Origin of the sequence: Pseudoalteromonas sp. TB51 (assembly GCF_000498055.1) — a bacterium.
GTDB classification, from domain to species: domain Bacteria; phylum Pseudomonadota; class Gammaproteobacteria; order Enterobacterales; family Alteromonadaceae; genus Pseudoalteromonas; species Pseudoalteromonas atlantica.
The window spans coordinates 1-19,751 of record NZ_AUTO01000317.1 but is presented as its reverse complement, the minus strand read 5'-3'; the positions used below and the strand labels follow the sequence as shown (position 1 = coordinate 19,751).

At 43.0% G+C, this 19,751-nt stretch carries 14 protein-coding genes, 1 tRNA gene and 1 pseudogene; 1 reads left to right on the top strand and 15 read right to left on the bottom strand.

The annotated features are described in order from the left end of the window. Positions 1 to 2 precede the first annotated feature (2 nt). The 15 genes and pseudogenes from tuf to deoC form a co-directional block, all read right to left on the bottom strand. Positions 3 to 1,187, bottom strand: coding sequence for an elongation factor Tu (gene tuf, locus L650_RS0119800; RefSeq protein WP_029773026.1), 1,185 nt, complete (start codon positions 1,185 to 1,187; stop codon positions 3 to 5). A gap of 62 nt (positions 1,188 to 1,249) precedes the next feature. Next, positions 1,250 to 3,364, bottom strand: coding sequence for an elongation factor G (gene fusA, locus L650_RS0119795; protein ID WP_029774149.1), 2,115 nt, complete (start codon positions 3,362 to 3,364; stop codon positions 1,250 to 1,252). 27 nt (positions 3,365 to 3,391) lie between these two features. Beyond that, on the bottom strand, positions 3,392 to 3,862 hold the full coding sequence (gene rpsG / locus L650_RS0119790; RefSeq protein WP_004588211.1) for a 30S ribosomal protein S7: 471 nt from the start codon (positions 3,860 to 3,862) through the stop codon (positions 3,392 to 3,394). Between the two features lie 97 nt (positions 3,863 to 3,959). Continuing rightward, positions 3,960 to 4,334 (bottom strand): 30S ribosomal protein S12, encoded by a 375-nt coding sequence (gene rpsL / locus L650_RS0119785; protein ID WP_002958885.1) that lies wholly within the window; start codon positions 4,332 to 4,334, stop codon positions 3,960 to 3,962. 193 nt (positions 4,335 to 4,527) lie between these two features. After that, a pseudogene (rpoC, locus tag L650_RS0119780) lies at positions 4,528 to 8,675 on the bottom strand (DNA-directed RNA polymerase subunit beta'). 104 nt (positions 8,676 to 8,779) lie between these two features. Next, positions 8,780 to 12,805 carry a DNA-directed RNA polymerase subunit beta gene (gene rpoB / locus L650_RS0119775; protein WP_004588209.1) on the bottom strand — a complete coding sequence of 1,342 codons (4,026 nt, stop codon included), beginning with the start codon at positions 12,803 to 12,805 and terminating at the stop codon, positions 8,780 to 8,782. A gap of 272 nt (positions 12,806 to 13,077) precedes the next feature. Further along, a complete protein-coding gene (rplL, locus tag L650_RS0119770; protein ID WP_004588208.1) occupies positions 13,078 to 13,440 on the bottom strand; it encodes a 50S ribosomal protein L7/L12 in 363 nt (120 codons plus the stop codon). Between the two features lie 76 nt (positions 13,441 to 13,516). After that, entirely contained in the window at positions 13,517 to 14,011 is a 495-nt protein-coding gene (gene rplJ / locus L650_RS0119765) for a 50S ribosomal protein L10 (protein WP_024032046.1), read from the bottom strand. 323 nt (positions 14,012 to 14,334) lie between these two features. Continuing rightward, positions 14,335 to 15,039 carry a 50S ribosomal protein L1 gene (gene rplA, locus L650_RS0119760; protein WP_004588206.1) on the bottom strand — a complete coding sequence of 235 codons (705 nt, stop codon included), beginning with the start codon at positions 15,037 to 15,039 and terminating at the stop codon, positions 14,335 to 14,337. 3 nt (positions 15,040 to 15,042) lie between these two features. Next, the gene (gene rplK / locus L650_RS0119755; protein WP_004588205.1) at positions 15,043 to 15,471 is read right to left on the bottom strand and encodes a 50S ribosomal protein L11; all 429 of its coding nucleotides are present in this window, start codon (positions 15,469 to 15,471) and stop codon (positions 15,043 to 15,045) included. Positions 15,472 to 15,684: 213 nt separating this feature from the next. Further along, positions 15,685 to 16,242 carry a transcription termination/antitermination protein NusG gene (gene nusG / locus L650_RS0119750; protein WP_024032045.1) on the bottom strand — a complete coding sequence of 186 codons (558 nt, stop codon included), beginning with the start codon at positions 16,240 to 16,242 and terminating at the stop codon, positions 15,685 to 15,687. 4 nt (positions 16,243 to 16,246) lie between these two features. Next, on the bottom strand, positions 16,247 to 16,624 hold the full coding sequence (gene secE, locus L650_RS0119745; RefSeq protein ID WP_004588203.1) for a preprotein translocase subunit SecE: 378 nt from the start codon (positions 16,622 to 16,624) through the stop codon (positions 16,247 to 16,249). A gap of 132 nt (positions 16,625 to 16,756) precedes the next feature. Beyond that, positions 16,757 to 16,833: transfer RNA gene (locus L650_RS0119740), tRNA-Trp, on the bottom strand. A gap of 106 nt (positions 16,834 to 16,939) precedes the next feature. Next, positions 16,940 to 17,788, bottom strand: coding sequence for an SPFH domain-containing protein (locus tag L650_RS0119735; RefSeq protein ID WP_029774147.1), 849 nt, complete (start codon positions 17,786 to 17,788; stop codon positions 16,940 to 16,942). A gap of 13 nt (positions 17,789 to 17,801) precedes the next feature. Then, positions 17,802 to 18,545, bottom strand: a complete 744-nt coding sequence (gene deoC / locus L650_RS0119730; protein ID WP_029774146.1) for a deoxyribose-phosphate aldolase — start codon at positions 18,543 to 18,545, stop codon at positions 17,802 to 17,804. Between the two features lie 280 nt (positions 18,546 to 18,825). Here deoC and cysG point away from each other — a divergent pair. Next, positions 18,826 to 19,751: siroheme synthase CysG (gene cysG / locus L650_RS0119725; RefSeq protein WP_029774145.1), on the top strand; the 926-nt coding region annotated here is incomplete at its 3' end.

Genomic DNA, 19,751 nt, shown 5'->3' with positions numbered 1-19,751 from the left:
TATTACTCTACGATAGTTGCTACAACACCAGCACCTACAGTACGGCCACCTTCACGGATAGCGAAACGAAGACCTTCGTCCATCGCGATTGGCGCGATTAGAGTTACTGTCATCTTAACGTTATCACCAGGCATTACCATTTCTACGCCTTCTGGTAACTGTACGTCACCTGTTACGTCAGTTGTACGGAAGTAGAACTGTGGACGGTAACCTTTGAAGAAAGGAGTATGACGGCCACCTTCATCTTTAGAAAGTACGTATACTTCTGAAGTGAATGTAGTGTGAGGTTTGATTGAACCAGGCTTAGCTAGTACTTGACCACGTTCAACGTCTTCACGCTTAGTACCACGTAGAAGTGCACCAATGTTCTCACCAGCACGACCTTCGTCAAGAAGCTTACGGAACATTTCAACACCAGTACAAGTAGACTTAGTAGTCTCTTTGATACCAACGATTTCAACTTCGTCGTTCACGTTGATGATACCAGCTTCAACACGACCAGTTACTACTGTACCACGGCCTTGGATTGAGAAAACGTCTTCGATAGGCATGATGAATGGCTTATCGATGTCACGCTCTGGCTCTGGGATGTAAGAATCTAGTGCTTCTGCAAGCTCAACGATCTTGTCTTCCCACTGCTTTTCGCCTTCAAGTGCTTTAAGAGCAGAACCTTGAATTAGTGGTAAGTCATCACCTGGGAAGTCGTACTCAGAAAGAAGTTCACGAACTTCCATTTCTACTAGCTCAAGTAGCTCTTCGTCGTCAACCATGTCACATTTGTTCATGAATACAACGATGTAAGGTACGCCAACCTGACGAGAAAGTAGGATGTGCTCACGCGTTTGTGGCATAGGGCCGTCAGTCGCAGCTACTACTAAGATAGCGCCGTCCATTTGAGCAGCACCAGTGATCATGTTTTTAACATAATCGGCGTGTCCAGGACAATCTACGTGTGCGTAGTGACGAGTTGGTGTATCGTACTCAACGTGAGAAGTTGAGATTGTGATACCACGCTCGCGCTCTTCTGGAGCGTTATCGATTGATGCGAAATCTTTAGCAACACCGCCGTATACTTTTGCAAGTACGTTAGTGATTGCTGCAGTTAGTGTAGTTTTACCGTGGTCAACGTGGCCGATTGTACCAACGTTTACGTGCGGTTTTACGCGTTCAAACTTTTCTTTTGCCATCTTAAAAAATTCCTAATTAAGAAATTAAAGCCTGACTCACTATTGAGCCAGACAAGCTAAAATCATATAACAGCGCGAGCTGAAATTATTGTATCTGCAACATTTTTAGAGGCTTCAGCGTACTTCAAAAACTCCATAGAGTAAGAAGCACGGCCCTGTGTTGCAGATCGTAAAGCAGTTGCATAACCAAACATTTCAGAAAGAGGAACCTGAGCATTAACTTGCTTAAGTCCACCTATTGCATCTTCCATGCCTTCGATTATGCCGCGACGACGGTTTAAGTCGCCAACTACATCACCCATGTTTGAGTCAGGAGTGATTACTTCAACCTTCATCATTGGCTCTAAAAGTACAGGGGCAGCCTTAAGCGCCCCAGCTTTCATTGCCATTGAACCTGCAATTTTAAATGCCATTTCATTCGAGTCTACATCATGGAATGAACCATCATATAAAGTCGCTTTAACGCCAAGTAATGGGTAGCCTGCCAGTACACCTTGAGACATTTGCTCTTGGATACCTTTGTCTACCGCAGGGATAAATTCTTTAGGAACCGAACCACCTACAGTTTCGTTAACGAACTCATAAATTGGTGCTTCATCATCCGAAATATCCATCGGTTCAAGTTTAACCCAGACGTGACCATATTGACCACGACCACCTGATTGACGTACAAACTTCCCTTCAACTTCAACAGTTGAACGAATAGCTTCTCGGTATGCAACCTGCGGCTTACCAACGTTACATTCAACACTGAATTCACGTTTCATACGGTCGACAATGATATCAAGGTGAAGTTCACCCATACCAGAGATTATAGTCTGGCCTGATTCTTCGTCAGTTTGTACACGAAAAGACGGATCTTCAGCAGCTAGTTTACCTAGTGCAATACCCATCTTATCTTGGTCAGCGATTGTGCGAGGCTCAACCGCAACAGAGATAACTGGCTCTGGGAACTCCATACGCTCTAGCGTAATGATAGAGTTCGGATCACACAGTGTCTCACCTGTTGTTACGTCTTTAAGACCAATAGCTGCCGCAATATCGCCTGCGTAAACTTCTTTGATCTCTTCACGTGAGTTTGAATGCATCTGTACGATACGACCAAATCGCTCACGCTTACTTTTAACTGGGTTATAAACCGCGTCACCCTGTTTAACAGTACCAGAGTAAACACGGAAAAAGGTTAAAGTGCCAACAAACGGGTCTGTTGCAATTTTAAATGCAAGTGCAGCAAACGGCGCTTTATCATCAGCTGGACGTTCTTCCTCAGTTCCATTTTCTAGGATACCTTGGATTTGTTTCACTTGTGTTGGTGCAGGCATGTATTCAACAACGCCATCAAGCACAGCTTGAACGCCTTTGTTTTTAAATGCACTACCACACGTAATGGGAACAATTTCGTTCGCTAATGTGCGTTGACGTAAGGCAGATTTAATCTCTGCTTCACTTAACTCTTCACCTTCTAAGTACTTATCCATTAGTTCTTCAGAGGCTTCAGCTGCACTTTCAACTAAATGAGAGTGCCATTCTTGAGCGAGCTCTTGAAGTTCTGCCGGTATTGCCTCATAAGAGAAAGTCATACCCTGGTCCGCTTCGTTCCAGTTAATGGCTTTCATTTTTATAAGGTCAATAACACCTTTAAAGTCGTCTTCAGCGCCAATTGGCAACTGGATTGGAACAGGCGTTGCTCCAAGACGAGATTTCACCTGGTCAACAACCGTTAAGAAGTCAGCGCCGGTGCGATCCATTTTATTTACGAAGATCATTCTTGGAACTTCGTATTTGTTCGCTTGGCGCCAAACTGTCTCAGTTTGCGGCTGTACACCTGATGAAGCACAAAGAACAACTACCGCACCATCAAGTACGCGTAAAGAACGCTCTACTTCAATAGTGAAATCTACGTGTCCTGGAGTATCAATAATATTGATACGATGGTCGTCAAATTGCGCGTCCATCCCTTTCCAGAAACACGTTGTTGCAGCAGAAGTGATTGTGATACCACGCTCTTGTTCCTGCTCCATCCAATCCATAGTTGCGGCGCCATCATGTACTTCACCGATCTTATGAGAAAGACCTGTGTAGAACAGAACACGTTCTGTTGTGGTGGTTTTGCCTGCATCTACGTGAGCTACTATGCCGATATTACGGTAGCGCTCAAGTGGAGTTGTACGTGCCATATGATCCTCTTAAAGGTTAAGGACAGATTACCAACGGTAATGTGCGAATGCTTTATTCGCTTCAGCCATACGGTGAACGTCTTCACGTTTCTTAACCGCAGTGCCTTTGTTGTCAGCAGCGTCAACGATTTCTTGAGCTAAACGTAAGCCCATAGATTTTTCGCCACGCTTACGTGCAGCGTCTACTAACCAACGCATACCTAATGCGTTGCGACGTACTGGACGTACTTCAACTGGAACTTGATAAGTTGAACCACCAACACGGCGAGATTTAACCTCTACCTGTGGACGGATGTTATCAAGTGCAGATTCAAAGATTTCTAGGTGCGACTTGCCTGATTTCTCAGCAGCCACGTCTAGCGCACCATAAACAATTTTTTCAGCAGTAGATTTCTTGCCGTCTAACATTACGATGTTAACGAATTTAGCAAGAAGTTCCGATCCGAACTTAGGATCTGGAAGAATTTTACGTTGACCTATTACGCGTCTTCTAGGCATTTTGTATCTCCGGTTTATTCAGGTTTGTCCTTTTGGAACAATCACCCAAAACAATAATTAATAATATTTAGTGCTTGGCCTTACTAACGGAAAACAATTAGCCTTTAGGGCGTTTTGCACCGTATTTAGAACGAGCTTGACGACGGTCGCTAACGCCTGCACAGTCAAGTGCACCACGTACAGTGTGAAAACGCACACCTGGTAAATCTTTAACACGACCACCACGGATTAGGATTACACTGTGCTCTTGAAGGTTATGACCTTCACCACCGATGTATGATGTTACTTCGAAACCGTTAGTTAAACGTACACGAGCTACTTTACGTAACGCTGAGTTTGGTTTCTTAGGTGTAGTTGTATATACGCGAGTACATACACCACGCTTTTGCGGACACGCTTTAAGCGCAGCTGAGTTACTTTTAGTAACCTTGCTACGACGTGGCTTACGCACTAGCTGGTTAATAGTTGCCATTTAAATAGCTCCTGAAATTAAAATTACTACTGAAAAAAATAAAAAAATCCGCCCTTTTTACAAGCTTGTAACATACATGCAAGTAAATGGGTGGCGGAATTTTAATGAGCAAAGTTTAACCTGTCAACCTAAACTCATCGTAAGACAGTAGATAACTGTCTTACGATTTATTAATCTGTTGATTAATAAGAGTTTATTGATTTCCAGATAAATCTGCGTTCAGAGCATCTGTTAGTGCTTGAGTTGCCTCTTCTGCACTTACTGTTTGCTCTTCAACAACTTCACCCTGCTTGCGGCGAGCCNAGTACCGGCTGGGATCAGACGACCCACAATTACGTTTTCTTTCAGACCACGAAGCTCATCGCTCTTACCATTCACTGCGGCATCTGTAAGAACACGTGTTGTTTCTTGGAAAGACGCTGCCGAGATGAAAGATTCGGTTGCTAGTGATGCTTTCGTGATACCCATAAGTTGTATTTCAAACTTCGCTGGGATTTTACCTTGTTTTTCAAGGTCACGATTAGCGATATTTACGCGAGCTACTTCAATTTGCTCACCCGCTAAGAACTCAGTATCACCGCCGTCAAGGATGGTACATTTACGTAGCATCTGACGAATAATTGTTTCAATGTGCTTATCATTGATCTTAACGCCCTGCAAACGGTAAACCTCTTGCACTTCGTTAACAATGTAGTTAGCAACATGAGTCACACCACGTAGGCGTAAGATGTCATGTGGTGATTCAGGACCATCGGCGATAACTTCACCTTTAGACACTTGCTCACCTTCAAACACGTTAAGTTGACGCCACTTAGGAATCATCTCTTCGTAATGATCGCCTTCAGCTGGTGTAATAACTAAACGTTTCTTACCTTTAGTTTCTTTACCGAAGCTAATAGTACCTGTGATTTCAGCTAAGATAGCTGGATCTTTTGGCTTACGTGCTTCAAATAAGTCGGCTACGCGTGGTAGACCACCCGTGATATCACGAGTTTTCGAACCTTCTTGCGGAATACGTGCAAGTACGTCACCTGGGTTTGCTGTAACGCCATCTGTCACTTCAATCGTAGTGAATGAAGGTAGACGTGTTTCTTGCAAGCCGCGCTCTTCACTTTCGATGATAAGCTTAGGCTCTTTCGCATTTACTTTAGCAAGATCTTTAACAACTACACGGGTTAAGCCGGTTAGTTCATCAGTTTGTGCTTCAGTATTTGAGTCATCAATATCGCTGAACGAGATTTTTGACTTATGCTCAAGAACGATTGGGTGACTATGCGGGTCCCAAGTAGCAACGATGTCGTTACCTTGAACTTCTGCATTGTCTTGTACTGTTAGTACCGCACCGTAAGGTACTTTATAACGCTCTTTTTCACGACCGAAGCTATCAATGATAGTGATTTCAGTTGAACGTGAAGTAATTACAATCTTACCGTCGGTATTAAGTACATACTTAGCGTTATGTAGTTTTAACGTACCGTCAGTTTTAACTTGTACATTATTTTCAGCTGATGCTCTTGATGCCGCACCACCGATGTGGAATGTACGCATCGTAAGCTGTGTACCCGGCTCACCGATTGATTGTGCCGCGATAACACCTACTGATTCACCCGCGTTGATGATATGACCACGTGCAAGGTCACGACCATAACACTTAGCACATACACCAAAGTCGTTATCACACGTGATAACAGAACGTACGCGAACTTCATCTACTGAGTGCTCTTCTAAAAGGTCACACAGTTTTTCATCAAGCATGATATTACGTTCTACTAATACAGTATCTGTATTAGGGATAACCACAGGCTCAGCTACAACACGACCTAGTACACGTTCGCGAAGTGCTTCTACAACGTCACCACCTTCAATAAGCGGTTTCATTGTTAAGCCATCTTCTGTGCCACAGTCGTCTTCATTGATTACCAAATCTTGTGCAACGTCTACTAGACGACGCGTTAGGTAACCTGAGTTAGCTGTTTTAAGTGCTGTATCGGCAAGACCTTTACGCGCACCGTGCGTTGAGATGAAGTACTGTAGTACGTTTAGACCTTCACGGAAGTTAGCCGTGATTGGCGTCTCGATGATTGAACCATCTGGACGTGCCATTAGACCACGCATACCTGCTAGCTGACGGATCTGAGCGGCACTACCACGAGCACCTGAGTCGGCCATCATAAACACAGAGTTAAATGACGGTTGCTCTTCTTCTTCACCTTTGGCATTGATAACCGTGTCTTTAGACAAGTTGGCCATCATTTCACGTGATAAGTTTTCATTTACACGTGACCAGATATCGATAACTTTATTGTACTTTTCACCAGCCGTTACAAGACCTGATTGGAATTGTTGGTTGATTTCAGTTACTTCAGCTTCAGCTGATTCAATGATTGATGCTTTAACTGGTGGGATAACTAAGTCATCGATACCAATTGAAACACCTGACTTCATTGCGTAGTGGAAACCGGTGTACATAACTTGGTCAGCAAACACAACAGTGTCTTTAAGACCTAGACGACGGTAACACTCGTTTAATAAGCCAGAAATCTGCTTTTTACCTAATGCTTGGTTGATTGACTCAAACGGCATGCCTTTAGGTAAAATTAGAGACAGAATTGCACGACCAACAGTAGTGTCGATAAGCGTTACAGTGTCTTCAACAACACCTGCTTCGTTAGTAATTGACTGACTAATACGCACTTTAACGCGCGCGTGAAGTTCTGCGTTACCACTACGGTATGCTTTTTCTGCTTCTTTAGGATCTTTAAATACAATGCCTTCGCCTTTCGCATTAATGCGATCGCGCGTCATGTAGTAAAGACCTAATACAACATCCTGTGAAGGAACGATGATTGGCTCACCATTCGCTGGAGATAGAATGTTGTTAGTAGACATCATTAGTGCACGAGCTTCTAACTGAGCTTCAAGCGTTAACGGTACGTGTACCGCCATTTGGTCACCATCGAAGTCGGCGTTGTAAGCCGCACATACTAATGGGTGTAAATGGATTGCTTTACCTTCAATTAGTACAGGTTCGAACGCTTGGATACCTAAACGGTGAAGTGTAGGTGCACGGTTAAGTAATACTGGATGTTCACGAATTACTTCGTCTAGTACATCCCATACTTCCGCTACTTCGCGCTCTACCATTTTCTTAGCAGCTTTGATTGTCGTAGCCATGCCGCGACGCTCTAATTTGCCATAGATGAATGGTTTGAATAGCTCAAGTGCCATCTTCTTAGGAAGACCACATTGGTGAAGCTTAAGTGTAGGACCAACCGTGATTACAGAACGGCCAGAGTAATCTACACGCTTACCAAGTAAGTTCTGACGGAAACGACCTTGCTTACCCTTGATCATATCAGCAAGAGATTTAAGCGGACGCTTGTTAGAACCTGTAATTGCACGACCACGACGACCGTTATCAAGTAGCGCATCTACCGCTTCTTGTAACATACGTTTTTCGTTGCGTACGATAATATCTGGTGCAGCTAAATCTAATAGACGCTTAAGACGGTTATTACGGTTAATAACACGACGGTAAAGGTCGTTTAGATCGGATGTCGCAAAACGACCACCGTCTAGTGGTACTAATGGACGTAAGTCAGGTGGCAATACTGGAAGTACTGTCATGATCATCCACTCAGGGTTATTACCTGATTGGTGGAACGATTCCATTAACTTAAGACGCTTAGTGATCTTTTTACGCTTCGTTTCAGAGTTAATTGTTGGTAACTCTTCACGCATTTCTGCAATTAATTGGCCAAGATCAAGTTCACGAAGCAAGTCTAATACTGCTTCTGCACCCATCTTAGCTTCAAACTCATCACCGTGCTCTTCAAGTGCATCTAGGTATTCTTCTTCACCTAATAGTTGACCACGCTCAAGCGTTGTCATACCTGGCTCAGTTACTACGAATGATTCGAAGTAAAGAACACGTTCAATATCACGAAGTGTCATATCAAGCATTAAGCCAATACGAGACGGTAATGATTTTAAAAACCATATATGTGCTACTGGGCTCGCAAGGTCGATATGACCCATACGATCACGACGCACTTTTGTAAGTGTAACTTCAACGCCACACTTCTCACAGATCACACCACGGTGTTTAAGGCGTTTATATTTACCACATAAACACTCATAATCTTTCACTGGGCCGAAAATACGGGCACAGAATAAGCCATCGCGCTCAGGCTTGAAAGTACGGTAGTTAATAGTCTCAGGTTTCTTTACTTCACCGTATGACCATGAACGAACCATGTCTGGTGAAGCAAGACCAATGCGAATTGCATCGAATTCTTCGGTCTTATTTTGTTGCTTCAGAAACTTAAGTAAGTCTTTCACCTTAGCTCTCCTGTCGGAGTTAATCTTGAGGGCGGATAATCTCGCCCCTACATTCTATTCAGCCGTAACAGATGCTGCAGGGTTAACTGCAGCATCTAATTGGCTTAATTTTCTTCCAACTCGATGTTGATACCCAGTGAGCGGATTTCTTTCAACAATACGTTGAACGATTCTGGCATACCTGGTTCCATTTTATGGTTACCATCAACGATGTTTTTATACATCTTAGTACGACCGTTCACGTCATCCGATTTCACTGTTAGCATTTCTTGTAGAGTGTAAGCAGCACCGTAAGCTTCAAGTGCCCATACTTCCATCTCACCAAAACGCTGGCCACCGAACTGTGCTTTACCACCCAGCGGCTGCTGAGTAACAAGGCTGTAAGAACCAGTAGAACGTGCGTGCATCTTATCGTCAACCAAGTGGTTAAGTTTAAGCATGTACATGTAACCAACAGTTACTTGACGTTCAAACTGATCGCCAGTACGGCCATCATAGAGTGTAACCTGACCACTTCTTGGGTATCCACCAAGCTCTAGCATGTCTTTGATTTCGTCTTCTTTAGCGCCATCAAATGCAGGAGTAGCGATTGGTAAACCACCTTTTAAGTTATCAGCTAAACGACGAATTTCATCATCAGAGAAGCTAGCAATATCTACTTCTTGACGAGATTCACCGATTTCGTAAGCTTGCTTGATGAATTCACGTAGCTCATGTAGCTCACGTTGTTCCTTCATCATTTCCTCTAAGCGCTCACCAATACCACGTGCAGCTAGACCCATATGTGTTTCAAGGATCTGACCGATGTTCATTCGTGATGGTACACCTAGTGGATTTAGTACGATATCTACCGTACGACCTTTGTCATCGTATGGCATATCTTCTACTGGTACGATAGTCGAGATAACACCTTTGTTACCGTGACGACCCGCCATTTTATCACCCGGTTGGATACGACGTTTAACAGCTAGGTATACTTTAACAATCTTAAGTACGCCTGGTGCTAAGTCATCACCTTGAGTAATTTTACGACGTTTGTTTTCAAACTTCTTATCGTATTCAGCTTTAAGCTCATCGTACTGTGCAGCTAGTTGCTCAAGTTCAGCTTGCTTGTCTTCTTGTGCAAGGCTTTGAGTAAGTAGCTTTTCAGCATTTAGTGACGCTAAGTTGTCTTCATCGAAGCCTGCTGCAGCAAGTAGCTTGCGAGCACGGTCTAATACACCAGCTTCTAGAATACGGAACTCTTCGTTGAAGTCTTTCTTCGCTTCGCGAAGCTGCATGTCTTCAACTTCTAACGCACGCTTATCTTTTTCAACACCATCACGGGTGAAAACTTGTACGTCAATTACAGTACCAGTTACAGAGTTTGGTACACGTAAAGAGCTGTCTTTAACGTCAGACGCTTTTTCGCCGAAGATAGCACGCAGTAGCTTCTCTTCAGGTGTTAATTGCGTCTCGCCTTTCGGAGTCACTTTACCTACTAGGATATCGCCGCCTTTAACTTCAGCACCAATATAAACAACGCCTGATTCATCAAGCTTGCCTAGCGCAGACTCACCCACATTCGGGATATCTGCAGTGATCTCTTCAGGACCTAATTTAGTATCACGGGCAACACACTGTAGTTCTTGAATGTGGATAGTCGTTAGACGATCTTCTTCAACTACGCGCTCTGATAGTAAGATTGAATCCTCGAAGTTATAACCGTTCCATGGCATGAATGCCACGCGAAGGTTTTGACCAAGGGCTAAGTCACCTAAGTCAGTCGAAGGACCATCTGCTAACACGTCACCACGAGTAACCGGTTCGCCAACCATGCACGTTGGTTTTTGGTTAATACATGTATTTTGGTTAGAACGTGTGTATTTAGTAAGGTTGTAAATGTCGATGCCCGCTTCACCAGGAATACGCTCATCGTCATGTACGTTTACAACGATGCGGCTAGCATCGGCGTACATTACTTCACCACCACGTTTAGCAACAATCGTTACACCAGAATCTTTCGCTAGTGTTAACTCAATACCTGTACCTACTAACGGCTTATCCGCTTTCAATGTTGGTACTGCTTGACGTTGCATGTTTGAACCCATCAATGCACGGTTAGCATCATCGTGTTCTAGGAACGGGATAAGTGCTGCCGCTACAGAGATCACCTGTTGTGGTGATACATCCATATATTGCTGGTCCATGCGACCCATAAAGGTAGATTCACCTTTGTGACGACACGGAATAAGTTCATCAACAAACTCATTGGTTTCGGTTAAGTTTGAGTTCGCCTGTGCGATAACAAACTGACCTTCTTCAATGGCTGATAAATAATCAACTTCATCAGTTACTACACCATCTACCACTTTACGGTAAGGTGTTTCTAAGAAACCGTAATCATTTGTACGTGCGTACGTAGATAACGAGTTAATTAGACCGATGTTTGGACCCTCAGGAGTCTCGATTGGACATACGCGACCATAGTGAGTTACGTGAACGTCACGTACTTCAAAGCCAGCGCGCTCACGCGTTAGACCGCCCGGACCTAATGCAGAAATACGACGCTTATGCGTTACTTCTGATAGCGGGTTATTTTGGTCCATAAACTGTGATAACTGAGACGAGCCGAAGAACTCTTTAACCGCTGCCGAAATAGGCTTAGCGTTAATAAGATCTTGTGGCATTATTGCGTCAAGGTCACCTAAGCTTAAACGCTCACGTACAGCACGCTCTACACGTACTAGACCAACACGGAATTGGTTCTCAGCCATTTCGCCAACACTACGTATACGACGGTTGCCTAAGTGGTCAATATCATCAACATCGCCTTGACCGTTACGAATAGCAATTAATACTTTCATAACAGACACGATGTCTTCTTTGCTTAATGTGCCAGGGCCTGTGTCTGTATCGTAACCAACACGGCTATTGAACTTCATACGACCTACAGTAGATAAGTCATAACGTTCTTCAGAGAAGAATAAGTTCTCGAATAAGGCTTCAGCCGCGTCTTTCGTCGGTGGCTCGCCTGGGCGCATCATGCGGTAAATTTCTACTAATGCTTCTAAACGGTTGCTAGACGAGTCAATATTTAATGTATTTGACATGTAAGCGCCGCTGTCCACTTCATTGATGTATAACGTCTCAATTTTAGTGTGACCTGCTTTAACCAATTCAGCCATCAACTCTAGTGATAGCTCGTCATTAGCGTTTGCAATAACTTCACCTGTTGACTCATCAACATAGTTTTTAGCTACAATACGGCCAATGATGTACTCATGTGGTACTTCTAATTGATTAATGCCTTTTTTCTCGATGCTCTTGATGTGGCGTGCCGTAATACGACGACCGCTTTCAACAAGTACTTCACCGTCTTCGCCTTTGATATCAAAAGCGGCAGTTTCACCACGTAAACGTGAAGGCACAAGTTCCATAAGAACTTTACCGTCAGTTACTTCAAACGCGGTAGTATCGAAGAACATATCTAAGATTTCTTCGCTAGAGTACTCAAGTGCACGTAAAATAATAGACGCCGGTAATTTACGACGACGGTCTATACGTACATATAAGTTATCTTTTGCATCAAATTCGAAGTCTAACCATGAACCACGGTAAGGTATAACGCGAGCGTTATATAATACTTTACCCGATGAATGGGTTTTACCGCGGTCGTTATCAAAGAATACACCAGGGCTACGGTGTAGCTGAGAAACGATAACACGCTCTGTACCATTGATTACAAAAGTACCGGTATCAGTCATGAGCGGAATTTCGCCCATGTAAACTTCTTGCTCTTTAATGTCTTTAACTGTGCCTGGAGCTTCTTTGTCCATAACTACAAGACGCAGTTTCACGCGAAGTGGAGCAGAATAAGTCACACCGCGAATTTGACATTCTTTTACATCGAATACTGGCTCACCAATACGATAACTTACGTATTGAAGCTCAGAATTTCCCGAGTAGCTTTTAATAGGGAACACAGAACGGAAGGCTGCTTCCAAACCATGATCGCCATCAGCGTCTGGGACTAAGAATTTTTTAAACGATTCTAACTGTGTCGACAGTAAGAAAGGTATATCCAAAACTTGTGGACGTTTACCAAAATCCTTACGGATACGTTTCTTTTCAGAATAAGAGTAAGCCATGGGGTTCCTCAGCTTGCTGATCTTTGACCCGACCTGTTCTTGTAAGAACAGACTTAACTGGCATCTATGCCAAGATTTACAACATTTAATTGTTGTTCTAATTAACTCCGCCTTAGCAACACTAGCAAACTATAAAGCGTTGAAAGTAAAGAGAAAATCAGATTTTATTTGAGCTACAGGAATACATAACTCTATAGCGCAAAAAGGCCGGTGATTAAATAATCACCAGCCCTTGCCTGATTACTCAGGCAGCGAACCTAGCGTGAGCTAGATTACTTAACCTCAACTTCAGCACCAGCTTCAGTAAGGTCTTTTTGAAGTGCTTCAGCTTCTTCTTTAGATACACCTTCTTTGATAGGTGCAGGAGCAGCTTCAACAAGAGCTTTCGCTTCTTTAAGGCCTAGGCCTGTTGCGCTACGTACAGCTTTGATTGCCGCAACCTTGTTAGCGCCAGCGCCAGTAAGGATTACGTCAAATTCAGTTTTCTCTTCAGCAGCTTCAGCAGCAGGACCTGCTACCATAGCAGCTGCAGCAGTTACGCCGAATTTTTCTTCCATTGCTTCAACAAGAGCAACAACGTCCATTACTGACATTTCAGCAATTGCGTCAAGGATTTGGTCTTTAGTTACAGACATTACAAATTTCCTAATAATTAACGGACTCTAGGTCCAAATAAATTTTACACCGAAAGAGAGGTTAAACAGCTTAAAATTAAGCAGCTTGCTCTTCTTTCTGTACACGTACTGCTTCAATTGTTTTACACAATTTGCCAGCAGACGCTTCTTTCATAGCGCTCATTAAGCGTGCAACAGCTTCATCGTATGTAGGTAATGTAGCAAGCATTGCTGCATCTACAACATTTCCTTCAAAAGCGGCCGTTTTAACTTCGAATTTCTCATTCTTTTTCGCGAAATCTGCGAAGATACGCGCAGCAGCACCAGGGTGCTCTGATGAGAAAGCGATTAAGCTTGGACCAACTAACGAATCAGATAGGCATTCAAATTCAGTACCTTCAACAGCACGTTTTGCTAGAGTGTTACGAACAACTTTCATCCATACACCAGCTTCACGAGCTTCTTTACGAAGGGCTGTAATTGCGCCTACTGCTACACCACGAGAATCTGCAACAACTGCAGAAAGAGCACCATTGGCTGCTTCGTTGACTTCAGCAACAATTGCTTTTTTGCCTTGAAGATTTAAAGCCATGGGTGTTACTCCTGGTTTAATGGGTCACCGACACTCGGCTTCCCTGTTTTACTCTTCCCTATCAACAAACTTGATAGAGATGCTTTTTACGGCGAGAGCCAGAAGAGATTAGGAAAAATCTATCTGGGGATTCACACCGTCTACGTAGGTAATATTAAGGCCGAAGCCGCCTACGGTCTTGGACGGAAGCCCAATTTATCGCATCACTCAAGAGCTTAGCGAAATTATGGACTTCAACCCGAATTCTTTACTTGTTAAATAATAAATTATTCAACAAAATGGCGCAAAATTATAGTACAAATTTCACGCCATGTAAACACCTATTAAGCTACAGAAGTGCTTAAAGTGTTTTGGTCAACAGCAACACCTGCGCCCATTGTTGTAGAGATGGTTACTTTCTTAACGTAAACACCTTTAGCTTGAGAAGGTTTAGCCTTCTTAAGCGCAACGATTAGAGCTTCAAGGTTTTGTTGAAGTTGCTCAGCAGTGAAATCAACCTTACCGATAGTAGTATGGATGATACCATTTTTGTCATTACGGTAACGTACTTGACCTGCTTTCGCATTTTTAACTGCTTCTGCAACGTTAGGCGTTACAGTACCAGTTTTAGGGTTAGGCATAAGACCACGTGGACCTAAGATTTGACCTAGTTGACCAACAACACGCATAGCGTCTGGTGATGCAACAACAACGTCAAAATCCATCTCGCCTTTCTTAACTAGTTCAGCAAGATCTTCCATGCCTACTAATTCAGCACCGGCTTCTTTTGCAGCTTCTGCATTAGCGCCTTGAGTGAATACAGCAACACGAACATCACGGCCAGTACCGTTAGGTAGTACAGTTGCACCACGAACGTTCTGGTCAGATTTACGAGCGTCAATACCAAGGTTAACAGCAACGTCAACACTTTCTACGAATTTAGCTGTCGCTAACTCTTTTAAAAGAGCAACTGCTTCATTGATTTCGTAATCTTTAGTTACTTCCACTTTTTCGCGGATAGTACGCATACGTTTAGTTAATTTAGCCATTTCTTAGTCCTCTACGTTCAAGCCCATCGCACGCGCAGAACCTGCGATAGTGCGAACCGCAGCGTCCATATCAGCCGCTGTAAGGTCAGCTCGTTTTGTCTCAACGATCTCTTCAAGTTGAGCACGAGTTACTGTGCCTACTTTTTCAGTGTTAGGACGGCCTGAGCCTGATTTGATACCAGCAGCTTTCTTAAGTAAGTAAGCAGCAGGTGGCGTTTTCATATCGAACGTAAATGAACGGTCACCGTAAACAGAGATCACTACAGGAACTGGAGCGCCTTTTTCGATAGACTCTGTACGCGCGTTAAACGCTTTACAGAATTCCATGATGTTTACACCGTGTTGACCTAGTGCAGGACCTACTGGAGGACTAGGATTAGCCATACCAGCGGCAACTTGTAGCTTGATTAAAGCTTCAACTTTTTTAGCCATTATAAATACCTCATTTGGTGGGTCTTAGCCTTGTGCGCGCGAGGACGCGTACTCTAACGGCTTCCCAGTTTAAAAATTGGTTTCGTACTTTTTGCGAGCAAAAATAAATTTTTACCTTAATACAAAAAGGCCGCTGATTATAAGTTAATCAGCGGCCTTTTTCAAGCTTCGTGCCAAAATTTAAGTAAATAATGACGAAGCTTTTTTAATCAATTACTTATCTTGTTCAACTTGACCAAATTCAAGTTCAACCGGTGTAGAACGACCAAAAATAAGTACCGACACTTTCACGCGGCTCTTTTCGTAGTCAACTTCTTCAACAACACCGCTAAAGTCAGCAAATGGACCATCAGTAACACGAACAACTTCACCTGGCTCAAATAATGTAGCTGGTTTAGGTGCTTCAGCGTTTTCTTGAAGACGGTTAAGAATGCGTTCTGCTTCTTTAGAACTAATAGGCGCTGGGCGGTCAGAAGTACCACCAATAAAGCCCATTACACGTTCAGTGCTGTTCACTAAGTGCCAGCTTGCATCGTTCATGTCCATTTGTACTAGTACGTAACCTGGGAAGAATTTACGCTCAGATTTACGCTTTTGACCAGCGCGCATCTCAACAACTTCTTCTGTTGGTACTAATATCTCACCAAAGCTCTCTTCAAGACCTTCAATTTTAATGTGCTCTGATAACGTTTGCGCTACACGCTTTTCGTAACCAGAGAATGCTTGTACAACGTACCAGCGTAATTTAATTTCTTTGTTCTCATCCGACATGGGATCAGATCTCCAATCCAGTTAAAAAGCCTACAGCGCGGAATAAAATGCCATCTAATCCCCAAAGGATAAGCGCCATAATCACTGTTGCAACCATTACGATTAATGTCGTGTGGGTAGTTTCTTGACGCGTTGGCCAAACAACTTTACGTACTTCAATGCGTGCTTCTTTAGCAAATGCTAAAAAGTCACGGCCTTTAGCGGTTTGTGAGGCAATACCTAAACCTGCTGCTATAGCAACCACAACGCCAATTGCACGTAGTAATACAGACTGATCTGCAAACATGTGATTACCAACAACTGCGCCTGCAAGTAGCGCGATTGCTACTAACCACTTTACCGACTCCATCGCACTTGATGGTGTTTCTACATTCGTGCTCATAATATTATTACCTTAACTACAGACACAACAACCCTACACAACGGCAGGGTTAATCCATTAAAATCTAAACTTAAAAACAGACTTATTTAAACCGATTTTTAACCCCAGACTTACTCAACTTATGAGTAAAAATGGCAGGGGCGGAGAGATTCGAACTCCCAACCGTCGGTTTTGGAGACCGCTGTTCTACCAATTGGAACTACGCCCCTGCAAAGTGGATGCCTATTATACTTACGCAAATCATTAACACAAGCCTAAAAGATACCCACATTGCAAAATCTCGATAAACTATTAAGTCCTTAATAATAAAAAGGCTTAATTAGCCCCTTTTACTAGCGGCACGCCATTATTACCAACTGGAATATAAACCGTTGTATGGTTTGGCGACTCAGCCATTTTTGCCTGCGCGTTTATAGCTTCATGTTGTAAATAATTTGCAGTAAGCGTTGCGTTAATTATTTTTTGGGCTTGGGCAATACCTTTTGCTTCTTCCACTCTTATTTCAGCATCTTTGCGTGCTATTTCTTTTTGTGTTTCTTTCTCTGCTAGTAACTGCTGCGCGGCAAGCTTTTTCTCTACAGCATTTGCGACAATGGCTGGGTAATTAATATCTCCCACTACTACATTTGCTAATTTAAAGGGCGTTGATGATAAATAAGTTTGTAAACGCAAACTAACTTCTTGCGCTATTTGTTCGCGGTTTGTTTTCAGCTCACCACTGTCGTACTTTTGCACAATGTCACGCACATAGGTTCTAAACGTTTCACGCACAAAGCGTTTATACCAGTTCTCAGCGCCATACTCTTCTACAACTGTTTTTACCGAGCCACTTTGAATCCCTATTACTGCATGAAAATCAAATTTTATATTTAAATCATCATTAGCAAGAATTCTGAATGTTTCAGTATACGTATTAGGTCGCATATCAATATTTACCACTTCATTACGAAGTAAAGAAACACCATAGTTAGCAGGCCCTTTCATGGTGCCTTGATAGCCCCCTTCGCCAAATATTCTTGGTTTTTCGTACACATACCCTTCTTCACCTGCAGGCGTGCTTGGGTTAGTACATGCAGTTAAGCCAAACCCTACAACACCGGCCAAAATGGCACCTTTAACAAGGTTATTGACCAGGTTTTGCATCCCTGAATTTCTTGGTTTCATTATATGTCCTTGGTTATTTTTCTAATACTTTATATACATCACTTAGTAAGCTTGATGCGCCAAACCTAAATGTAGCGGCTTGTAAGTAGTCATCGCCCATAATTGAGCGTGTCAGTGCTAAATATTCCTTTGCATCAGTAACGGTTTTAACTCCGCCTGCGGCTTTAAAACCAACAACCTTACCCGATTGTTTAATAGTGCTGAGCATCACGTTTGTTGCGTCAATCGTTGCATTTACAGCCACTTTACCTGTGCTGGTTTTTACAAAATCAGCCCCGCCTTGAATAGCTAAGTTTGTCGCTTTAGTGATTAGCTCTGCAGTTTTAAGTTCGCCACTTTCTATAATTACTTTTAATTGCGCTTTTGTACCACAGGCTTTTTTACTTTGAGTTACATACTCCAGCACTTTGCTGTGCTCGCCAGCAATAAGTGCTTTATACGGGATCACTAAATCTATTTCATCCGCGCCGCGCTCAATTGCTATCAGTGTTTCGTTTATCACATCGCTCAGTGGCGCATCACCACTAGGAAAATTTGTAACCGTTGCTACTTTTACATGGTTAAGCTCACGCGCAGCCAATGCTATTTTTGCATCATCTACAAAATCACTGTAAACGCATACTGCAGCAGGTGTGCCCAATTTAGGGTTAATACTATTTACAAGCTGCTGAATATCACTGGCCGTGTCTGAGGTGTTTAGGCTTGTTAAATCCATAAGCGATACAGCTAAGTGTGCATCGTTGTGTTGTTCAGTCATACGTAATCCCTTTAAGTAGGCGATAAATTAGGTTTAGCGTCATAGTAACAAATTAACGTAATCTCGCTATAGCTCATAACCAAACACTATAAGCACATTATTTTGCGTGTAATGCGCGTTAATCCCCTATAGATTAAGGCTTAAACCTAAAACAACCACCCATTATAACTTTTGGTTATATAAACTTGGTTTTAATTATTTTTTACTTACTAGTGCGCGCTATATTCTGCCCCCTGCTCAATAGCGTTTTATTTTGATTTTACTTAGAGGTGTTAACCACGTGCAGTATTTACCTATCTTTACCAAACTCGACAATAAACCAGTGCTGGTTGTTGGCGGTGGAGAGGTCGCATTACGCAAATGTCGCGCGTTTTTAAAAGCCCGCGCAAATGTAACCTTAGTGGCACCTTGGTTTTGTGATGAACTAAAAGAACATGCACAAAACAATGAAGTAACGCTTATTGATGCCTATTTTGATGAGTCGCACCTTGATGGCAAAATGCTGGTTATAGCAGCCACAGACTTAGACGAAGTAAACAACAATGTATTTGAGCTAGCTAACGCACGCAATGTATTTGTAAATGTGGTTGATGACCAGCCTAAATGTACGTTTATATTCCCATCAATTGTAGACCGTGACCCAATAACCATTGCTATTTCAAGTGCAGGCACCGCGCCAGTACTTGCTCGGCGACTACGTGAAAAGCTCGAAACGTTAATCCCACAACACATTGGCCCACTGGCTACTTTAGTTGGCAGTTTTAGAGACAAAGTAAAACAGCGCTTTAAGCACTTTGCTGATCGCCGCCAGTTTTGGGAAGGCGTGTTTGATTCATCAGTCGTAAGCAAAGTGCAAACAGGTAATACCGATGCAGCACAAGCACAACTAGAGCAAATGCTTGATGCCAAAGCCGAGCCAGAAGGCGAAGTATATGTAGTAGGTGCAGGCCCAGGCGATCCTGAGCTTTTAACACTTAAAGCATTGCAGTTAATGCAGCAAGCCGATGTCGTTGTATACGACTATTTAGTGTCTGATGAAATTATGGAATTAGTACGCCGTGATGCCGATTTAGTTTGCGTAGGTAAGCGTATGGGCGATCACAGTGTAGCGCAAGAAGATACCAACCAAATGCTGGTTGATTTTGCCAAGCAAGGCAAAAAAGTATGTCGCATTAAAGGCGGCGACCCATTTATTTACGGCCGTGG

Excerpts from the sequence above, each read along its gene's own strand:
- tuf (WP_029773026.1), bottom strand. The coding sequence starts at position 1,187 with ATGGCAAAAGAAAAGTTTGAACGCGTAAAACCGCACGTAAACGTTGGT.
- fusA (WP_029774149.1), bottom strand. The coding sequence starts at position 3,364 with ATGGCACGTACAACTCCACTTGAGCGCTACCGTAATATCGGCATAGTA.
- rpsG (WP_004588211.1), bottom strand. The coding sequence starts at position 3,862 with ATGCCTAGAAGACGCGTAATAGGTCAACGTAAAATTCTTCCAGATCCT.
- rpsL (WP_002958885.1), bottom strand. The coding sequence starts at position 4,334 with ATGGCAACTATTAACCAGCTAGTGCGTAAGCCACGTCGTAGCAAGGTT.
- rpoB (WP_004588209.1), bottom strand. The coding sequence starts at position 12,805 with ATGGCTTACTCTTATTCTGAAAAGAAACGTATCCGTAAGGATTTTGGT.
- rplL (WP_004588208.1), bottom strand. The coding sequence starts at position 13,440 with ATGTCTGTAACTAAAGACCAAATCCTTGACGCAATTGCTGAAATGTCA.
- rplJ (WP_024032046.1), bottom strand. The coding sequence starts at position 14,011 with ATGGCTTTAAATCTTCAAGGCAAAAAAGCAATTGTTGCTGAAGTCAAC.
- rplA (WP_004588206.1), bottom strand. The coding sequence starts at position 15,039 with ATGGCTAAATTAACTAAACGTATGCGTACTATCCGCGAAAAAGTGGAA.
- rplK (WP_004588205.1), bottom strand. The coding sequence starts at position 15,471 with ATGGCTAAAAAAGTTGAAGCTTTAATCAAGCTACAAGTTGCCGCTGGT.
- nusG (WP_024032045.1), bottom strand. The coding sequence starts at position 16,242 with ATGTCGGATGAGAACAAAGAAATTAAATTACGCTGGTACGTTGTACAA.
- secE (WP_004588203.1), bottom strand. The coding sequence starts at position 16,624 with ATGAGCACGAATGTAGAAACACCATCAAGTGCGATGGAGTCGGTAAAG.
- L650_RS0119735 (WP_029774147.1), bottom strand. The coding sequence starts at position 17,788 with ATGAAACCAAGAAATTCAGGGATGCAAAACCTGGTCAATAACCTTGTT.
- deoC (WP_029774146.1), bottom strand. The coding sequence starts at position 18,545 with ATGACTGAACAACACAACGATGCACACTTAGCTGTATCGCTTATGGAT.